16 protein-coding genes are annotated in these 17939 nt (G+C 46.6%); 4 read left to right on the forward strand and 12 right to left on the reverse strand.

From position 1 onward, the window contains the following. Positions 1-76: 76 nt before the first annotated feature. Genes J2X05_RS08050 through J2X05_RS08065 form a run of 4 tightly spaced genes read right to left on the reverse strand, consistent with a single transcriptional unit; the run spans position 77 to position 5759 of the window. Positions 77-805, reverse strand: coding sequence for a hypothetical protein (locus J2X05_RS08050; protein WP_310071020.1), 729 nt, complete (start codon positions 803-805; stop codon positions 77-79). A gap of 49 nt (positions 806-854) precedes the next feature. After that, positions 855-2249 (reverse strand): DUF3999 family protein, encoded by a 1395-nt coding sequence (locus tag J2X05_RS08055; protein WP_310071021.1) that lies wholly within the window; start codon positions 2247-2249, stop codon positions 855-857. A gap of 14 nt (positions 2250-2263) precedes the next feature. After that, positions 2264-5119: a DUF2339 domain-containing protein gene (locus tag J2X05_RS08060; RefSeq protein ID WP_310071022.1), complete on the reverse strand. Its 2856-nt coding sequence runs from the start codon at positions 5117-5119 to the stop codon at positions 2264-2266. A gap of 10 nt (positions 5120-5129) precedes the next feature. Then, a complete protein-coding gene (locus tag J2X05_RS08065) occupies positions 5130-5759 on the reverse strand; it encodes a DUF4230 domain-containing protein (protein WP_310071025.1) in 630 nt (209 codons plus the stop codon). Between the two features lie 158 nt (positions 5760-5917). On the opposite strand from J2X05_RS08065, the gene pabB reads away from it, so the two are divergent. From pabB to J2X05_RS08080, 3 genes are all read left to right on the forward strand, one after another. After that, the gene (gene pabB, locus J2X05_RS08070) at positions 5918-7357 is read left to right on the forward strand and encodes an aminodeoxychorismate synthase component I (protein ID WP_310071028.1); all 1440 of its coding nucleotides are present in this window, start codon (positions 5918-5920) and stop codon (positions 7355-7357) included. Between the two features lie 85 nt (positions 7358-7442). Next, a complete protein-coding gene (locus J2X05_RS08075) occupies positions 7443-8195 on the forward strand; it encodes a dienelactone hydrolase family protein (RefSeq protein WP_310071029.1) in 753 nt (250 codons plus the stop codon). Between the two features lie 73 nt (positions 8196-8268). Continuing rightward, entirely contained in the window at positions 8269-10332 is a 2064-nt protein-coding gene (locus J2X05_RS08080) for a M13 family metallopeptidase (protein WP_310071030.1), read from the forward strand. Positions 10333-10429: 97 nt separating this feature from the next. Here the strand turns inward: J2X05_RS08080 and thrH are convergent, their stop codons facing one another. Beyond that, the gene (gene thrH, locus J2X05_RS08085; protein WP_310071032.1) at positions 10430-11047 is read right to left on the reverse strand and encodes a bifunctional phosphoserine phosphatase/homoserine phosphotransferase ThrH; all 618 of its coding nucleotides are present in this window, start codon (positions 11045-11047) and stop codon (positions 10430-10432) included. Between the two features lie 183 nt (positions 11048-11230). On the opposite strand from thrH, the gene J2X05_RS08090 reads away from it, so the two are divergent. Continuing rightward, entirely contained in the window at positions 11231-11956 is a 726-nt protein-coding gene (locus J2X05_RS08090; protein ID WP_310071035.1) for a phosphoadenylyl-sulfate reductase, read from the forward strand. Positions 11957-11968: 12 nt separating this feature from the next. Here J2X05_RS08090 and J2X05_RS08095 read toward each other — a convergent pair whose 3' ends face one another. From J2X05_RS08095 to J2X05_RS08125, 7 genes are all read right to left on the reverse strand, one after another. Continuing rightward, complete coding sequence (locus tag J2X05_RS08095; RefSeq protein WP_310071037.1) at positions 11969-12529, reverse strand: hypothetical protein; 561 nt, start codon at positions 12527-12529, stop codon at positions 11969-11971. 195 nt (positions 12530-12724) lie between these two features. Next, positions 12725-13987: a tetratricopeptide repeat protein gene (locus J2X05_RS08100; protein ID WP_310071039.1), complete on the reverse strand. Its 1263-nt coding sequence runs from the start codon at positions 13985-13987 to the stop codon at positions 12725-12727. A gap of 56 nt (positions 13988-14043) precedes the next feature. Beyond that, on the reverse strand, positions 14044-14463 hold the full coding sequence (locus tag J2X05_RS08105) for an ExbD/TolR family protein (protein ID WP_310071042.1): 420 nt from the start codon (positions 14461-14463) through the stop codon (positions 14044-14046). 26 nt (positions 14464-14489) lie between these two features. Continuing rightward, the gene (locus tag J2X05_RS08110) at positions 14490-14906 is read right to left on the reverse strand and encodes an ExbD/TolR family protein (RefSeq protein ID WP_310071045.1); all 417 of its coding nucleotides are present in this window, start codon (positions 14904-14906) and stop codon (positions 14490-14492) included. A gap of 80 nt (positions 14907-14986) precedes the next feature. Continuing rightward, positions 14987-15958, reverse strand: coding sequence for a MotA/TolQ/ExbB proton channel family protein (locus J2X05_RS08115; protein ID WP_310071047.1), 972 nt, complete (start codon positions 15956-15958; stop codon positions 14987-14989). A 90-nt stretch (positions 15959-16048) separates the two neighbouring features. Further along, the gene (locus J2X05_RS08120; protein ID WP_310071050.1) at positions 16049-16651 is read right to left on the reverse strand and encodes an energy transducer TonB; all 603 of its coding nucleotides are present in this window, start codon (positions 16649-16651) and stop codon (positions 16049-16051) included. A 500-nt stretch (positions 16652-17151) separates the two neighbouring features. Continuing rightward, a complete protein-coding gene (locus J2X05_RS08125; protein WP_310071053.1) occupies positions 17152-17928 on the reverse strand; it encodes a ferredoxin--NADP reductase in 777 nt (258 codons plus the stop codon). Positions 17929-17939: the final 11 nt, after the last annotated feature.

Raw genomic sequence — 17939 nt, forward strand, 5'->3', positions numbered from 1 at the left:
TTGCAAACAAATATTTGCTGATATCTAGTTTATTCATTGAACTCAGGATGACGATGTGGAGTTAACACCAACTGCATCAACACTCAACTTCGTGTTTTAATTTCTTAAGAAAAATTGGCATTCCATTAAAACTAGTTTCAATGATTTTCATGTACTCACTCTCATCAGGAAAATCTTCTTTGAGATCACGACGAGCAAGCACATTAAACTCAGCAACTTTAATAACATAAGGCTGCACTCTTTCCATAACCTCTATAACTTTTTCTAAATGGCATGTTGGCTTATTGATTATATTAAATTTAATATCAAATAATGATTTTGCCCACTCCTCTTCCGCCTCAAGCATTTTCTTTATTAGCTCAGCTGAGGCTACCATTTGCATTTTAAATAATCCTTCACTTTTATTGTTCATTAATTTTTCTCTATCCCCTTCTGCAATCAAAGGATTGGAAAAATTTATCAAGTACTCGTAACGTTGAGAAAAAGATGTGCATACTTCAAAATATAAATCTTTTCGAAGACTTCTATTTAAATCGATATTGTGACGTTTTTCAGCACTTAAGTTTTGGCTTCTCACTCCAAAAAAGGCACAAAAAGCCACCAGGATTGCGCCACAAACACTCACAACTGCCGTCTGTACGTTGTCTTTCAGCTCATAAGCGTATCCGTATTCTTTGGTTGTTAGCACTGTTACCCATAAAGAGAAAGACAACAACCAAATCAAAATTGATACCAGCAACGAGACTCCCATGATAATTAATGCACAATAAATCAAGTATTTAACATAGGTTTTTAGTGACTTCACAACAATCTCCATTATTTCAGCAGATTCTCAAGAGCAATCCCAATTGAATTCAAATCTTCATCTGCCCCATCAACCGAACAGCAACACCCACCAATACCGCCACAGCCAACAACAAAATCCCCCAAAACAACAGCGTCTTCCAACTCACCTGCATTCCATGACGAGCAAACGAATCTATATTCGGGTTCAATTCCGTAAATGCCACCTGCCCCAACTGCAATTCTTTACCACTCACCAACTGCGAAAAAATCTGTGTGCTGGTTTGTTGGCTATTGGGGGCGGCTTGATCATCTATCGCGATTTTGTAAGGCGCGGCATTGTTTGCAATAAATTGCAGCGTTTGTGGTTGGCGATGGAAAACCAAGGAGGGATTAAGCGTGGTGCGCACCAACTCGTTGAGTTCAACGCGCCAGTAGATATCGCTATTGCTGTAGATATTGATTGCATCGCTCTGCTGCCACTCGCTCCCTACTTGCGTATTAAACCAAATTCCTTGATGAAGTAATTGCCAGGGTTGTTTTTCGGTGTTGCGCGAAAACACTTTGATGTTATCGCCATACATAATGGTGCCGAGGTTGAGGCTGATATTGGCAACGGGCGCAATATCGTCACGCGCAAATTCCCATGCTGCGACAGGCATGGCGGCGGTGTGATTGCCTGCGCGCAGTGCTGAATCCTGATCTTCTGCGAGTGTGCCTTTTACTTCCCAGCGATCAACCTCTGAGGCATTGGCGACTTTATCGGTGTTTTCGATTTGGATTTTGCTGAGCTGCAAATTCTCATTGCCACGTGTGAATTTCAACCGCAAATAGGCGTATTGTTTCTCGCTCAAATTGACTGAAATTTTATTGCGAGTAAGCAACTGCCCTTCTTTTTGCAATTGCACCAATGTGGTTTGCGCGATGTTCGACCAAGTAGTGAGGTCATTAGTACCGCTGACTTGTACCTCCAAATATTGGCTAGTTTCCGTTACCTGCCAATCCACCACCAATTTATCGATGCGGGTTTTTAGATCGCTTACATCCACCACATAAAAATCAACCGGTGCACTTTGGTCTTGCAGTTTATCGTTAGTGGTTTTTTCTACGCTGACCGATATTTCATTCGCATCCAACCGGATTGATGCACTGCTTAACGCGATTAACGCCTCAGGCGGTGCGCCGACGGCAACGGGAAAGAAACGCGCATCGGCTAATTGCGATTGCTCATTCACTTGGGTACTGGGCGCCGTAATGCGGTAAGGCAATTTATTGCCTTGCGCATCGGTCACTACCAAATCATTTAGCTGCGTGTCCGCACTGTAGCGATAAATATCGTGAGTAAGCGTAGTTTGCACATAGGTGCCGGGCGCTTCGTTTATTTGGTAAACGGGGATCACCTCGGCGTTGGCCGTCATACCCAGTAAGCACGATAACAATAGGAAACGCTTTTTAATAACTTGCATGGCTAACTCCACAATCAAACCTCTTCATCTGTTGTTGATTTCGCCTTCGCCGGAATTGGCGATAAATAACCAATCAACAACATCAAACCACCGACAACCATAAACGAGACAATGCGCGCGAGCGTGCCGGTGCCGGTTAGGTCTTTGGTAAAAAGTTTTAACAACACTAAACCCAATAATCCCGCGCCGAGCATCCAGAGTTTGCGCTCTTGCCAGCGGCGCGAGAGGTTCATGATAACCAATGCACAGATCGCCCACAGGATCGATAATGCCATTTGTACGATGACGGAATCCCACATCACATGGGATACATAGGCAACATCGGCGTATTGGTGAATTGCACGCAGCAACACAATGTTAATCCACACAAAACCCAATAAACCGATTGCGCCGTAACGCAACTCTGCGGGTGCAGAATGCAAGCCGATAAAACCGCGCTTAATTGCGTAAGCAAAAATTACCAGAACCGCTGCTTGCGCTAAATCGAGCGGATTTAAAATGGGCAAATAGAATTGATCGGTAATACCGGAATAGTGGCTGGCATAAATAAACCAAAGCAATAGACCAAACAGCAGTGGTGCGGGAATTAAGTTTTTGTAATCCGCAGGGTAATTTGCAAACGGCCAAATGGATTTATTGGTGAGGTTCAACAAGGCAACCAAAGGCACTACCAAACAGGCAAACCACAATACCGCTGCACTGGTGCCGTGCCAATTAAGTTCGTTTTGCCAATGGATCGCCTCCCAATACACAAGGCTAAATAAAAACCAGGCGGTTAAGACGTGAAACACACTGAGCAAACCGCAAGAACTTATTTCGCGTTGGCGCCACAAAAAGCGATATTGCACCAACACAAAAGCCAGCAGCGCAAGCAAACCCCAGCCTTGCGAGGGATAAACGTCATAACCGATAAACAAGCCTTCACCAAAATTGCTCATTGCCAGTACGCAAGTTAAAGGCAACAACCAGAAACCGACCCGCGCCAATTGTGGCCATTGTACTTTTATACTCAGTAGCACGAACGCAGCAACTGAAGCTGCAAAAAATAACATCAGCGACGGGAAGTGTTGTTCGCCGGGAATATGCTTTTCTATCTCGATATAACCGGCGAGTAACCACCACAACCAACCGATGATTAGCGTGAGTTGTGCGAAGGGCTTTTCAAAACGATTACTGTGTTCAGCAAAGCGCGTGAGTAAATAGGAAATGCACAGGGCCGACGCTGCCAAAATCAAGAGGCTAATAAAATCGCCTGCGATCAGCGGAATCGCACCTGCATCTATGCCGTGAATGACCAGCGAAAAGGCCGCAGCAATATGCAATAAATAGCCGGCAAAACGCGGCAGGAAACGCTGCTGGCGCAAACCGACCCAAATCAAACCGGTTGCTTCAAGTGCCCAGGTGGCGGATGTCCACTGCGCATCCAACGCGAGTGGAATGGTTAAGGTGGCAAAGGTAACACCGAGTGCGATAAACGATTCGATCAATACGCGATGTGTAGTTTGGTATTTAGCCCAGAGCACACGCGCCAAACCAATATAAATCGCCGCGAGAATCAACGCACTAATCGCCAAACCGTATTCGGTGTGTTTGAGCAGCGCGGTTTGCAAACCAAACGCAACAATGGGCAAACCGAAAGTGAGGCTGCCATCTACCAAACCTTTTAAGTTCGGCGGTTGCTTGAGCGAAAATAAAATCGAAACGGTTAAATAAAGTGCGAAAAATGCGAGCAAAAACGGTTGGGTGCTTGCGTACAAATGCGGCTGGTAATCCAGCACACCCCAGGCTGAGGTAATCACAAAGGTAAAAACAAAACCAACCCAATTGAGCAAGCGCCAGGTTTTAAACCAGGCGATGGCGAGAATTCCAATATTAAGCAGCAGATAAAAACTGAATAAACCTACGTGATTACCAGAGCCGTCTGACGTAAGAATGGGTGCAAGAAAACCACCGGCAGTGGCCATAAGCGCAAGCACTTGTGCATTTTGTAAAACCGCGAGCGCGGCACCCAGCATCACAATAATAAACATCAACGCAAAGGCGGCACCGGTCGGCATAAGCGAATACATTTTTGCCGCAGCAAATACGGTTAGATAGAGTGCGGCAATACCACCGCCTTGCAACACCAACCCATAGCCGCCCTCTTTTGTGCGGGTTTTCCAGCCCAAACCGATTAATGCAATCGCCACTGCTGCAGCGGCAGCCATGCGCAACTCAATCGGCAACAGACCTTGGTTGGACGCGTATTTCACTAAAAAACTTAAACCGAAAAACATCACCACCATACCGATGCGCACAATGGGATTGCCCTCGGTAAAAAAGCGATTCACATAAGCAATACCTTTTTCAAATGCGTTAGGTTCTGCGGGGACACGCTCTTGCGATCTGTATTGGACAGACGCAACAGCGGGTTTGATTTGCTCAGCGGCAGGTTGCGCCGTTGCCATCGCAAGGTTTTCAAGTTCAGCATCGCTGATGGGCAGATCGTTATTGTCTGTAGAACTTTCTGTTTGAGGTGTATGTGGTGTTTGCGGTACTTCTGGCGGCAATTCAATCCCATGGGCTTTCAAGCGCTCGGCCAATGGAATTTTTTCTGGCGCTGGTTCGGCAACAATAGGAACAACAGGCGCTGCCTGTGCCGCTGATTGCGCCGCCGGTTGCTGAACGGGTTGCACAATTGGCGGGGGCGAATTTTCGGCTTGGGTTTGCAGTATTTTCACATCGCGCTCAAGGCGATTGATGGTGCTGGTCATTTGAAAAATTTTGGTGATTAAAAAGCCGAGTGCGCCGCCGATGATCCAACCGTTGTTATAAAACACGGCTTCGCCAATGCCCATACCGACCAGCGTGAAAATAATGAGTAGTGCCATTTTGAATTCCTTATTTATTATTGTCGCCGGTAATGACCTGAACCGTTTTCAGCGGTTCCAATACTTTCTCATGCTCCAACTGCCATCCGGCAGAGGCGCAGAGTTGTTGCATCATCAATTGCACTTGTTTTTGCGCTATCTCCGGTAGCTCGCTTTCCTGCGCTTTTTCTTGCATCAACTTTTTGGCTTCGGCGAGGATTGCGGTGTAATCATCATTATCGAATTTATTGAGGATGCCCTGGTTGATATCGTAAAACTTGTAGTCAGTATCGATAGAGATAATTTCCGGGTCGGCGAAATGTTCAATCACCAAGGTGCGGCTGTTGTGATCGCGGCGGAATTTCATTTTGGAAAAATCGTAACCCACCGACACTTTGGCCTTGGCGACCACCAATGCTTTGCTATTGGTTTTGAAAATGCCGAAGAAATCTTTTTTGGTGTTGTGGTCGTATATCTCGGTGAAGTAGCCTTCAGCCAATACCACCTTAAAGACCTTCTCGATGCGCTCCAGTAAAACAAAGGATTCAGTGGTCACATCTTGTTTGGGCGTTTTAAATTTTTTGGCGTAGTACCAATTAAAAATCTGCCAGGCAGCGATGCCACCCAGAAACATGGCGAGAATAAAGACGAGCACATCCATCGTGAAATCCTTACTGGGTCAAAGAAGCGGTGGGGCAGACAAGCAAACAAAAAAGTCCGGCCAGCTTAAACGGGCTTGGCACCAAAGTCTATTTGCCGCAGGCCATGCGTGATGGGGTAGAATACAGCCCCCGTAACGGCACTGCCCGACGAGATTTCATGCACGAATTTGCCTATCAAGAGCCACGCATTATTCCGCTTGTTTATCAACCAGATTCGGCCCATTGGTTTGCGGTTGTACGCCATTTACCCAATGCCATCTGGTTAGACTCAGGGCACCCCGGCAGTAGCTATGGCCGCTTCGATATTATCGCCGCCGCACCTCAATGCTCACTGCAGACACGCGGTGCTACCACCTTGATTCAGTACGCCAGCGGACGCGCTGAAGAATCCGCGCAAGATCCTTTTTATCTCCTCAAACAATTGCTACCAATTTATCTGCCAACCCAAAACCACCCGCTCCCATTTATCGGTGGCGCGCTCGGCTATTTTGGTTATGACCTTGGCCGCCGGTTGGAAGTTATTCCAAGCATTGCGCTGGATGATGTTGCCCTTCCGGACATGTCGGTCGGCATCTACCCTTGGGCGATACTGCAGGATCACAGCCAGCAACAGAGCTGGTTGGTGATCAATGAAGGGCTCAGTCAAACCCTTGAAGGTGCTTATAACTTTTTGGAAATTGAGCAGCTATGTGTGGCACAGGCTGAAAAGCCAGTGTTCCACGACTTAAAGCAAGTATTTAAGAGTGGCGATAAATCATTTGAAATCAGTGACTTCAAGAGCAATCTTAATGTACACGACTACCGCGATGCATTGGCAAAAATCCAGGAGTACATACGCGCGGGAGATTGCTATCAGGTGAATTTTGCCCAGCGCTTCAGTGCGGAATTCAGCGGTGATCCGCTTATCGCCTACCTGGTATTACGCGATGCGCTGCCCTCGCCCTTCTCCGGTTTTATGCAATTGGAAACGGGCGCGGTGCTGAGCTTATCGCCTGAGCGATTTATTCAGGTGCGCGGCAGTGAGGTGGAAACCAAACCGATTAAGGGTACGATCAAACGCGGCATCACCCCTGAGGAAGATGCAGCCAATGCCCAATGGCTGCAAAACAGCCAGAAGAATCGCGCTGAGAATGTGATGATTGTCGATCTGCTGCGCAACGATTTAAGTAAACATTGCGCCAATGTGCGCGTACCTAAGCTCTGTGAACTGCAGACCTTTGCCAATGTCCATCATTTGGTAAGTACTGTGACGGGGGAATTAAAAGCGAATGCGAGTGCAATTGATGTGCTGCGCGATGCCTTCCCCGGTGGCAGTATTACCGGCGCGCCGAAAATCCGCGCCATGGAAATTATCGAAGAACTGGAACCCACCCGTCGCTCGCTATATTGCGGCAGCCTGGGTTACATCAGTGCCGATGGCCAAATGGATACCAGCATCACGATCCGCACACTGGTGTGCGATGGCGATAAGATTCACTGCTGGGGTGGTGGTGGCATAATCGCCGACTCGGAAACTGATCAGGAATACCGCGAGTCCATCGCCAAAGTAAAAGTGCTGATGGATACACTTGAGCGGGAATTTGGAACAGGCATTTAATTATTTATTAACAAATCATTTCGGGTAACAATCAATTTCGAGCAACAGTCAATTTCGAGCAACAATTAATTTAGAGGAGAGAAACGTGCTTATTCAGAATCACCAGGTTGACCTCAACACCCCAACTGGCATCATGCGTTGCTATCTGTATCACCCGAAAGACACCGCTGAAACTGCCGGTAAAAAATTTCCCGCCATTATTCTCTACTCTGAAATTTTCCAACAAACGTCACCGATTCGCCGCAGCGCACAAATTATGGCGGGCCATGGCTTTATCGTCATTGTTCCAGAAGTGTTCCATGAATTAAATCCAATCGGCACTGTACTGGGTTATGACGATGCGGGCCGCGATAAAGGCAATGCCGACAAAGTCGCCAAAACATTGGAGGCACACGATACCGATACGCAAGCGATGATCGACTATGCGCAAACCCTGCCCTACTACTCCGGCAAGATCGGCGCTATGGGCTTTTGTTTAGGCGGTGGATTGGCCTATCGCGCGGCAATTCATCCTGCCATCAGTGCAACCAGTTGTTTTTACGCGACCGATATCCATTCAGGTTTAACGCCATCAAAACCCGGCAATGAAAGCTTGACCCGCACCAGCGAGATCAAAGGCGAACTGCAAATGATCTGGGGCAAACAAGATCCGCATATTCCACCGGAAGGGCGCGCAAAAGTGTATGCCAATCTCGTTGCCTGCAATGTGAACTTTACCTGGCACGAAGTGAATGGTGTTCACGCGTTTATGCGCGATGAAGGCGACCGCTACGATGCTGAATTGCAATTATGGGGCTACCAAACGGCGCTGGGCATGTTCAAACGTGTGCTCTACTAAGTTGAAAACTTACTCTATTCATTTTTAAAAACAATCAGGCGACTACGATAGATAAACTTCAAAGGAAACCGCAATGAAAAAAATGACCGCAATTGCATTGGGTATCTCGCTCGCGCTGGGGGTTAGCTCTTGCAGCAATAACAGCTCGCCCAAAAAAGATCCATCCACAACACAAGCAGGCGTGCCCCTTGGCTCAGGTATTGATCTGGCCAGTATGGATACCAGCGTTGCACCGCAGCAGGATTTTTTCCGCTATGTAAATGGCAAGTGGGTAGACAACACGCAAATCCCTGCCGATAAAGCGCGCTGGGGCAGTTTTGATTCATTGGCAGAAAATGCAGAAAATGATGTGCGCGCGTTAATCCAGGAACTTGCGGCAACCCAACAGATCGCAGGATCTGACGAGCAAAAAATTGCGGATTTGTATAAATCCTTTTTAGATGAAACCTTAGCCGAGCAATTGGGTTTAACACCGCTAAAAGATAATCTGGCGCAAATCGATAAACTGAAATCCCACGCGGACTTGGCTGTGCTTTGGGGCGAGTGGCAAGCCTATGGCATCGGCATTCCGCTTGAACTTTATATCGACCAGGATGAAAAAAAATCCGATCAATATATTACGGGCGCTTATCAATCGGGCTTAGGCTTACCTGATCGCGAATACTATTTAAAAAACGATGCGGTCTCTGTTGAACTGCTCGGAAAATATCAGGCTTACATTGCCAAAATATTGAGTTTGGCCGGAATACCTAAACCAGAAAAAGCTGCCGCTGATGTGGTCGCGCTGGAGAAAAAAATCGCCAATCTGCATTGGACCCGCGTACAAAATCGCGACCGCACAGCAACCTACAACAAAATGACGCTGGTTGAACTCAATAAACAAGCGCCCGGTTTGAATTGGAACGCATTTTTCACAGCGGCGCAGTTAGGCAATATTGACGCAGTGGTGATTAACCAACCCACCTACGTTAACGCCTTTGCCAAATTGCAAGCCCAAATTCCTGTTGCTCAGTGGCAACAATATTTGAAATTCCATTTGATCAATAACGACGCAGGTAATTTGAGCAAAGCCTTTGTCGATGCCAATTTTGATTTTTATGGCAAGACATTAAGCGGCGTGCAAGAGCAGCGCCCCCGCGAAAAACGCGCGGCGAAATTGGCCGATACCCAACTGGGTTTTCTCGTCGGCAAAAAATACGTGGATAAACATTTTCAGCCAGATGCCAAGGCGCGCATGGATCAATTGATTGAAAACCTGCGCATCGCTTACGGCCAATCAATTGATGAACTGACATGGATGAGCCCGGAGACCAAAACACAAGCGCGCGCAAAGCTTGCAAAATTCACCACCAAAATTGGCTATCCGGATAAATGGCGCGACTACGAGTGCGTTAATATCAATGCAAAAGAATTAATCGCTAATTTGCGCCGCACAGCAGCATGCGAACACGAGCGCGCGGTTGCAAAACTGGGCAAACCGGTTGATCGCACTGAATGGGGCATGACACCACAAACCGTGAACGCTTATTACAACGCGAGCATGAATGAGATTGTGTTCCCTGCTGCAATACTGCAACCACCGTTCTTTAATGTGCAAGCGGATGATGCGGTTAACTACGGTGCAATTGGCGCGGTCATCGGCCACGAATTTACCCACGGCTTTGACGACCAAGGCCGTCACTCGGATGGCGACGGCAATCTGCGCGATTGGTGGACTGAACAAGACGCTGCGCAATTTAAATCCCGCGCGCAATTAATGATCGATCAATACAGCGCATTCAACCCGATTGATGATTTGCACCTGCAAGGCGCCTTGGGTTTAGGCGAAAACATTGCCGACCTCGGCGGCGTCACCCTCGCCCATCGGGCTTTTAAAAATTCACTCGCGGGAAAATCCGGCAAAACTATTGATGGCTTTACCGCTGAACAGCGCTTCTTTATGGGCTGGGCGCAAGTATGGCGAATCAAATACCGCGATGAGGCTTTGCGCCGCCAAGTCATCAACGGCCCCCACTCACCCGGTATGTATCGCGTACTGGGACCACTGTCGAATATGCCGGAGTTTTATAAGGTATATGACGTGAAAGCGGGTGATGGGATGTATCGCGATGAGAAAGTGCGGGTGAAGATTTGGTAGGGTGAAAAACAGATTTTTATTGAGCATCTAACTACCAATAAAAAAGGGTCGAACAATCGACCCTTTTTTATTGCTTGCATTTTTTTCGTGCTAAGAATTACAAACTCAACTCACGATTGCTCGCTTTAATAAACTCTTTCTTCAGGTCTTCGTAAGTATGAACCGCAGGGAATTGCGGGAATTGTTCGATCACGTTTTGCGGTGCGTGGAACAGGATGCCCTGGTCTGCCTCGCCCAGCATAGTGGTGTCGTTGTAGGAGTCGCCTGCTGCAATTACACGGTAGTAAAGGGTTTTCAAAGCCAATACTGACTGACGCTTTGGATCGCGTTGACGCAGGGTGTAACCCACTACCATACCGCGCTCGTCCACATTCAAACGATGGCATAACAGGGTTGGGAAACCCAGTTGGCGCATCAGCGGTTGGGAGAACTCATAAAAAGTATCTGACAGGATGATGACCTGAAAGCGCTCGCGCAGCCAATCGACAAATTCAACAGCGCCATCGAGTGGTTTAAGGGTTGCGATGACATCCTGAATTTCTTTCAAGCCGAGCTTGTGTTGTTCCAGGATGCGAATGCGTTGCTTCATCAATACATCGTAATCAGGAATATCGCGGGTGGTGGCTTTGAGTTCTTCAATGCCGGTAACTTTCGCGAATTCGATCCAGATTTCCGGGACAAGTACACCTTCCAGATCAAGACATGCTAATTCCACAACAACCTCCAAAACGGTTAATAAATAGACTAATAAGCCCAAAAGAGTGGCGGCAATCTACCCGTTTTAACCGGCTAAAGCAAACCCAAACCGGCCGGATTGCTTGGGCTGGCATGCCCTCCTCTGGTATCCTGCCACCCATACCTAGAACCTACCCAGAACGAATGACCGTGAGTAGCCAACATGACCGACAACCAGATAAACCTCATCGACCTCGACGCCAAGCTGCAACAGGAAAGCCCGCAAAAGATCATCAAGTATGCGCTCAGCCAATTCGACAATATTGCTATTTCCTTTAGCGGTGCGGAAGACGTGGCGCTGATCGAAATGGCCCGCAACTATCGCCCGGATGTACAAGTTTTTTGTCTCGATACTGGCCGCTTGCATGCAGAGACTTATCGTTTTATCGAAAAAGTACGCAAGCATTACGGCATCAAGATTGATGTGATTTCACCCGATGGCGAAGCAGTGCGCGCACTAGTGCAGGAGAAAGGCCTGTTCAGTTTTTATGAAGATGACCACAAAGAATGCTGTGGCATCCGCAAGATTGAGCCACTGCGCAAAAAATTGCTGACTGTGGATGCCTGGATCACCGGTCAACGCAAGGACCAAAGCCCGACCCGCGCCGAAATTCCGGTTATTCAAGACGATAAATTATTCGCACGCCCCGGCGGAAAACTCACGAAATTTAATCCGCTATCTAATTGGTCATCCAAAGAAGTCTGGGATTACATCCGCATGTGCGAAGTGCCTTACAACGAATTGCACGAGCGCGGTTTTGTTTCCATCGGCTGCGAGCCTTGCACGCGTCCGGTTGCGCCTGGGCAGCACGAGCGTGAAGGTCGCTGGTGGTGGGAAGAAGCCACGAAAAAAGAATGCGGGTTACATGCAGCGAATGTTGAAAAGTAATTTTTCCGACTATCAATTACTACCACCCAGGCCATCTAAAAGCCTGGGTGTTTTTAAAAAAATCTCGTGATGTTGAACGCCCTCAATACGTTTGAAATTAACAGCAAGTTTTTGATGGAATCCGTATAGATAGGCAACTGTCGCATTCAGTACCACAATAAAATTTTCCAACTCAACGATATCAACTGGCTCCAATCTCACACCATAGGTGTCACCTGAGCGCCGCAAGCGCATCACTGTACCTACAGCACTTTCTACTTCCGGCACCCAGTAAGAGCGAATCCAATTATTGCGTTGCTGCTCACAGCTAACACAGCGCTCCACTAACGCAGCTAAGGTTTGATTCAATGCACCCAGCTCATATTCACGGTGCAATTCCCTAACCAGCTCGCTCACGCTACTGACCCGGTGCGCGAAGGGTATCTGGTCAATAAGAATGGTCTTGCCCTCGGTTGCTGGCGATTTCATGCAGGCCAAAATAAGGCCATCAACGCCCTGCTCCAAGGTTTTGAACGACACCACTATCTGTCCTAAGGCTTCGTACAGGCGGGTTTTGTTGGGAAGCGGCGACATGCATCAATACCTCAGGCTGAAAAACTACCGCAGGCATTGAACTCAATAGCCAGGGCGACAACACACTGGCATCTAAACACACACAACCAACAAGAAGGAATAACAGCACATTACAGCGCTGCAAACAGAAAAAACCCACTTGACCCGCGTCCGTACGGGTGAAATGGGGGGATTAACCGCACTTACTACAACAACTTATTGGCTTTTGCCCGCCTGAATTACCCAGAGGCGCGACATAAGAGCCAGTTTCGATGAAGTAGGAACTGAATTGAATGCCTTGATTGCTTCAGCAGATTTGTTCAAACGCAGATACGAAATGCCCAGATTAATACTGGCCTCATCCTTATTTTTGACTCCGCCTTTTGCCAGCCCATTCGTAAACGCCGGAATCGCATTTTCATATTTGCCGTGCCCCAAATAGGCGTCTCCCACTTTCACCAATGCTTCGCCGGTTGGTTTAGCGGCTGCTTCTTTTTCAATTGAAGGCAGCAGGGTTAAGTCCTCGGCAGCCTGGTTTCTTGCCATCGCCAATAATTTCAAATCGCGATCTTTGGATTCATCTTTGCCCAGCACACCTTTAGTAAAGCCCTCCTCTAAAACAGCTTTGGCCTCACCAGGATTTGTTATTGCCAGTGATAATTCTGCCAATTCCACATATTCATTGGCTTGCAACAAATTGGCCTGTTGGACTAACCGCAAATAGATAATATTTTCACCATCGCTAAACGATGAACCTTGCAATAAATAGGTAAACATATCTGACCAATATTGATCGTTCGGATATGTGGCAAGCAAACGTTCAAGGGTAGCTACTACCTCTACTTTTTTGTTTTGTTTATGCTGCGTGCTCATCAACAATTTCAGCCAATCTTCTTCAACTGGCTTGCCTTGTTTTTTCGCGGCATCGATCAAACGTTGCACATACTCACCTGCATGTGCGAAATCATTTTGCAAATAATAAGCTTGCGAAACCTGACGCAAGACTTCCAAATCTGCGCCTGCTTCTTTTAAATAGCGCTCACCATATTGGATGGATTTTGGATAATTTTTCAGTGCAAAATAAATTTGCGACATGGTCAATAGGCGTTTGGGAATCTCTTCCTCTTTAAACTGCCCGGCCGTCAACATGGTTTCGTACACACCGACTGCGCCGGCATAATCTTTCAGGTTCATCATGCAGTACGCGAGCATCTCATTGACAATCGCTTCTTCAGCCGGATTTTTCCCTGGCATCGCTGCTACTTCTTTAGTTTTGGCGAGCGCTTCTTTCCATTGTTTTGCATCCATAAACTCGCGCGCTTTTTTTAACGGCTTGCCCACCTTGGCACTGACTTGTTGAGTTTCTGCCGCCTTGGCGGCAAATGCGTGGTGGCTAACCAGCGGGGCAATTGCTACACAGGAACAAACGCCCAGCACAGCAACACGTAAAAGACGAATCATTTTTGTTGTTGGATTCATAACTTTAACCATTTTTAACGATGTGATTTTTAGGCAATAAAAGTGGAAGAAAATGTTTATTCCAGTTTTTCATTGCCGACAATACCAATATTGGTCAACCCCAAACGCTGCGCAGTGGCAAGTATTTTTGCAACCACATCATACTTGGCGAGCTTATGCGGCTTTAAATGAACCTCTGGTTTTGGTTCCATATTGGCGGCATGAAGCATGTAATTTTTTAACATTTCGCCATTGCGAATCACGCTGCCATCCCAACGCATGGTTCCATCGAAATCGACTTCAATATTGATCACCACCGGCAGCTCGGTCGGTGGTGGTGAATTTGTTACCGGCATATCCATTTTTACTGCATGTGTCTGAACGGGTAAGGTAATGATTAGCATCACAATCAACACCAACATCACGTCAATCAGTGGAGTGGTATTCATCTCCACCATAACGTCGTCATTACCACCATTGCCAATATTCATGCCCATGGCTTAAACCTCTTTAAAGTATGTGATTAACGCGTTGGTATAGTGATAAAACCTATTTTGCTAATACCCGCGCGCTGGCAATATAAAACCAGGCGGCCAACATGTTCATAACGACCATTCAAATCGCCGCGAATATGCACCTCTGGTTGCGGATGCATAACAGAGATGGTTTTCAATTTAACTAACAGCGCCGCTTTATCTGCAACGCGTGCTTCATTCCAAAAATATTCACCCTCTTTAGTAACAGCGATCACAATATTTTCAGGTTTGGTTTGTGTCGGCGTATTGGACACATTCGGCAGATCAACTTGTACCGTTTTAATCACTACGGGAATCGTGATTAAAAAGATAATCAACATCACCAACATCACATCGACCAAGGGTGTGGTATTGATCGTTGAATTGAGCTGCTCTTCATCGCCGGACGAAATATTCATGCCCATATAATTCTCACTTCACAGTCAGTATTGATAGCCAGTTATTTATTCGCGCCCGCAGCATGCAGGCGCGAATAAACGTGACATCAGGCTTGGTTATTTTGTCCGCCGCGCACACCCATCGCGAGGTTTGCGTGCATATCGGCTGCGAAGTTACGCAATGAATCGACAATCACTTTATTGCGGCGCACCAACCAGTTGTAACCCAGCACTGCAGGTACCGCGACCGCCAAACCAATCGCCGTCATAATCAAAGCCTCACCCACAGGGCCAGCCACTTTGTCGATACTTGCTTGACCGGCCAAACCAATCGCGATCAAGGCGTGGTAAATACCCCATACAGTTCCAAACAAACCCACGAACGGTGAACATGAACCGACAGTTGCCAGCAGTGATAAACCGTTTTGAAGTTGGCTACTTACACGCTCAACCGAACGCTGTAATTGCAGGGCAAGCCATTCAGACAATTCAATTTTTTCACCGTTACGGGAGTTGTGTTGTTTCACCGCGAGGATTCCGTCTTCTGCCACTGCACGAAATGCGCTATCGGATTTATAGGTATTCAAACCCTCAGCCATTTCTTTGGCTTCCCAGAATTTGCGGCTGGCTTTTGCTTGCGACAGCAAACCCTGTTGCTGAATTAATTTGGTTACCAGCACGTACCAGGTTGCAGCCGACATCAGAATCATAATAATCAACGTGCCGCGCGCAATAACATCGCCCTGCGCCCAGAGCGCACCCAAACCATATTGGCTGTGCGCTTCTGCCGTGGCCGCCTCTGCGGTTGTCGCGGCATTGGCAGCCGCGTCGGATGTTGCTACCGAACTGGTGTCAATACGGGCAGCTCCATCGGTTGCTTGTTCAGGTGTCACCATGCTGGCATCAATTGCTGTTGCTTCCGCTGCTGCATCCCCGGGCTGAACGCTGGTATCGACAGGAGCTACAGTGACAGAGACATCGGTTGTTGTGTCTTGCGCATAAACTGCTGTCACGTACAGGGGTGCCCCCAATAACAGCACTAGTTGTAAAACAATGGATGTAGAGAATTTTGTTTTCATTTTTAAAAACCCCAATGTAAATAAACGATGGCTATTTGGATTACTTTTAAACTTATTGGCGACCGCATTTAATGCAGCGCCATGCGTTCACTATTTTTGATCGAGTTTGAAACGGAAATTAATGCGATGCCAACAAGCAACCGGTTGGTTCGATTTAGTGCAAGGCTCAAATTTCCAAGCGCGTATTGCGTGCTTCAGTGCTGATGCATCCAAGCGCTCAAAACCACTGGACTTATCAATTTTTCCATCCATAACTTTGCCGTCTTCACCGAGATAAAGCGCCAAACCGACTACACCTTCCTCCCCCAAACGCTGCGATCCCGATGGGTAAGGTGGCTTGCTCAGACCTTTTTTCGGTGAACGTGCTGGCGTAGCTTTTACTTCTACGGGCTTGGTAGAAACAGTAATCGCGTTGGCATTCGCAGGTGCTACATCCGGTGCAAAATCAATATCCGGGGGCGGCACAAAATCCGGTGGTGGAGGTACAAAATCCGGCGGAGGTGGCGGTGGCGCCTCCTCTTCTGGCGGCGCTTCATCTTCAATAATTTTTGCATCAATTTGCTGCTTAACCAGCTTCATTGGATCATGCCCCAAGCCCACTGCAAGTCCATAGATGATGACCGCATGAAAGAGTGCAACAAAGATTAATCCGCTGGATTTTTCTAAAACCGTTTTATTTGCGTTATAAGTCATAACCAATACATCTTTAAAGTTAGAGATCTACAATATTTACTTCTATACCGTTTAAGCTATAAAACCAGATATTTTCTTTACGGGAAATTAACGTCGAATTAACGCCTGTTAAACGGATTTTTTACACCAATAAAAAGCGATATATAAAAATTATTTCCTTAACTTTTAATCAGTGTATTACGTTTAATTTTTTACATCGTTAACAAGCCGTAAACGTGAAATAAATTTCCCATAAAATATTTTTCGCGTAAAAACTGCGTAAATAGAAAAACACAAAAAATCAAAATTGCGGTAAACGAGGAGTAAAGCCAATAAAAAGTAGAAAAAAGAGAATAAAGAAGTGAAGAAGTGAAGAAGTGAAGAAGTGAAGAAGTGAAGAAGTGAAGAAGTGAAGAAGTGAAGAAGTGAAGAAGTGAAGAAGTGAAGAAGTGAAGAATAAAAAATCCGGAAAACATATCATTATCTTCCGGATTTATTTTTATCAAAGAAGATAGAGAAAATTACTTTTCCACAAACGCACGCTCTATAACATAATCACCCGCAATACCAATACGCGGCGACACTTGCAAACCTGCACCATCCAACAACACACAGGTATCATCCAACATACCCGGGCTACCGCAAAGCATGGCGCGATCCGTTTCCGGGTTCAGCGGCGGCAAACCAATATCCGCCAACAATTTTCCATTGGCTAACAAATCCGTTAACCGACCTTCATTTTCAAACGCTTCGCGTGTGACAGTCGGATAATAAATTAATTTTTGCTTTACATCATCACCTAAAAATTCATTGTTCGGTAATTCTTTGGTGATGAAGTCGCGATAAGCAAGGTCGTCCACTTTGCGCACGCCGTGCACAAGAATAATTTTTTCAAATTTATCGTAGGCTTCCGGATCTTGAATCAGACTAATAAAAGGAGCAAGACCAGTTCCCGTTGATAAGAAGTATAAATTCCTACCGGGCTTTAAATCTGACAACAGCAATGTCCCTGTTGGCTTGCGCCCAACCAAAATATCATCACCCACTTTAATATTTTGCAGGCGCGATGTAAGCGGCCCATTGGGAACTTTAATACTAAAGAATTCCAAATGCTCGGCGTAATTGGGACTGGCGATACTATAAGCTCGCAGCAGCGGCTTATCATTTACCTGCAAACCAATCATGACAAACTGGCCATTCTCAAAACGAAATGATTCATCGCGGGTTGTAGTAAAACTAAACAAACTATCGTTCCAGTGAGTAACCGACAAAACCTTTTGCGTATTAAATGCGCTCATTAAAAAATTCC

The sequence above is a fragment of the Cellvibrio fibrivorans genome (assembly GCF_031457055.1).
Classification (GTDB): Bacteria; Pseudomonadota; Gammaproteobacteria; order Pseudomonadales; family Cellvibrionaceae; genus Cellvibrio; species Cellvibrio fibrivorans.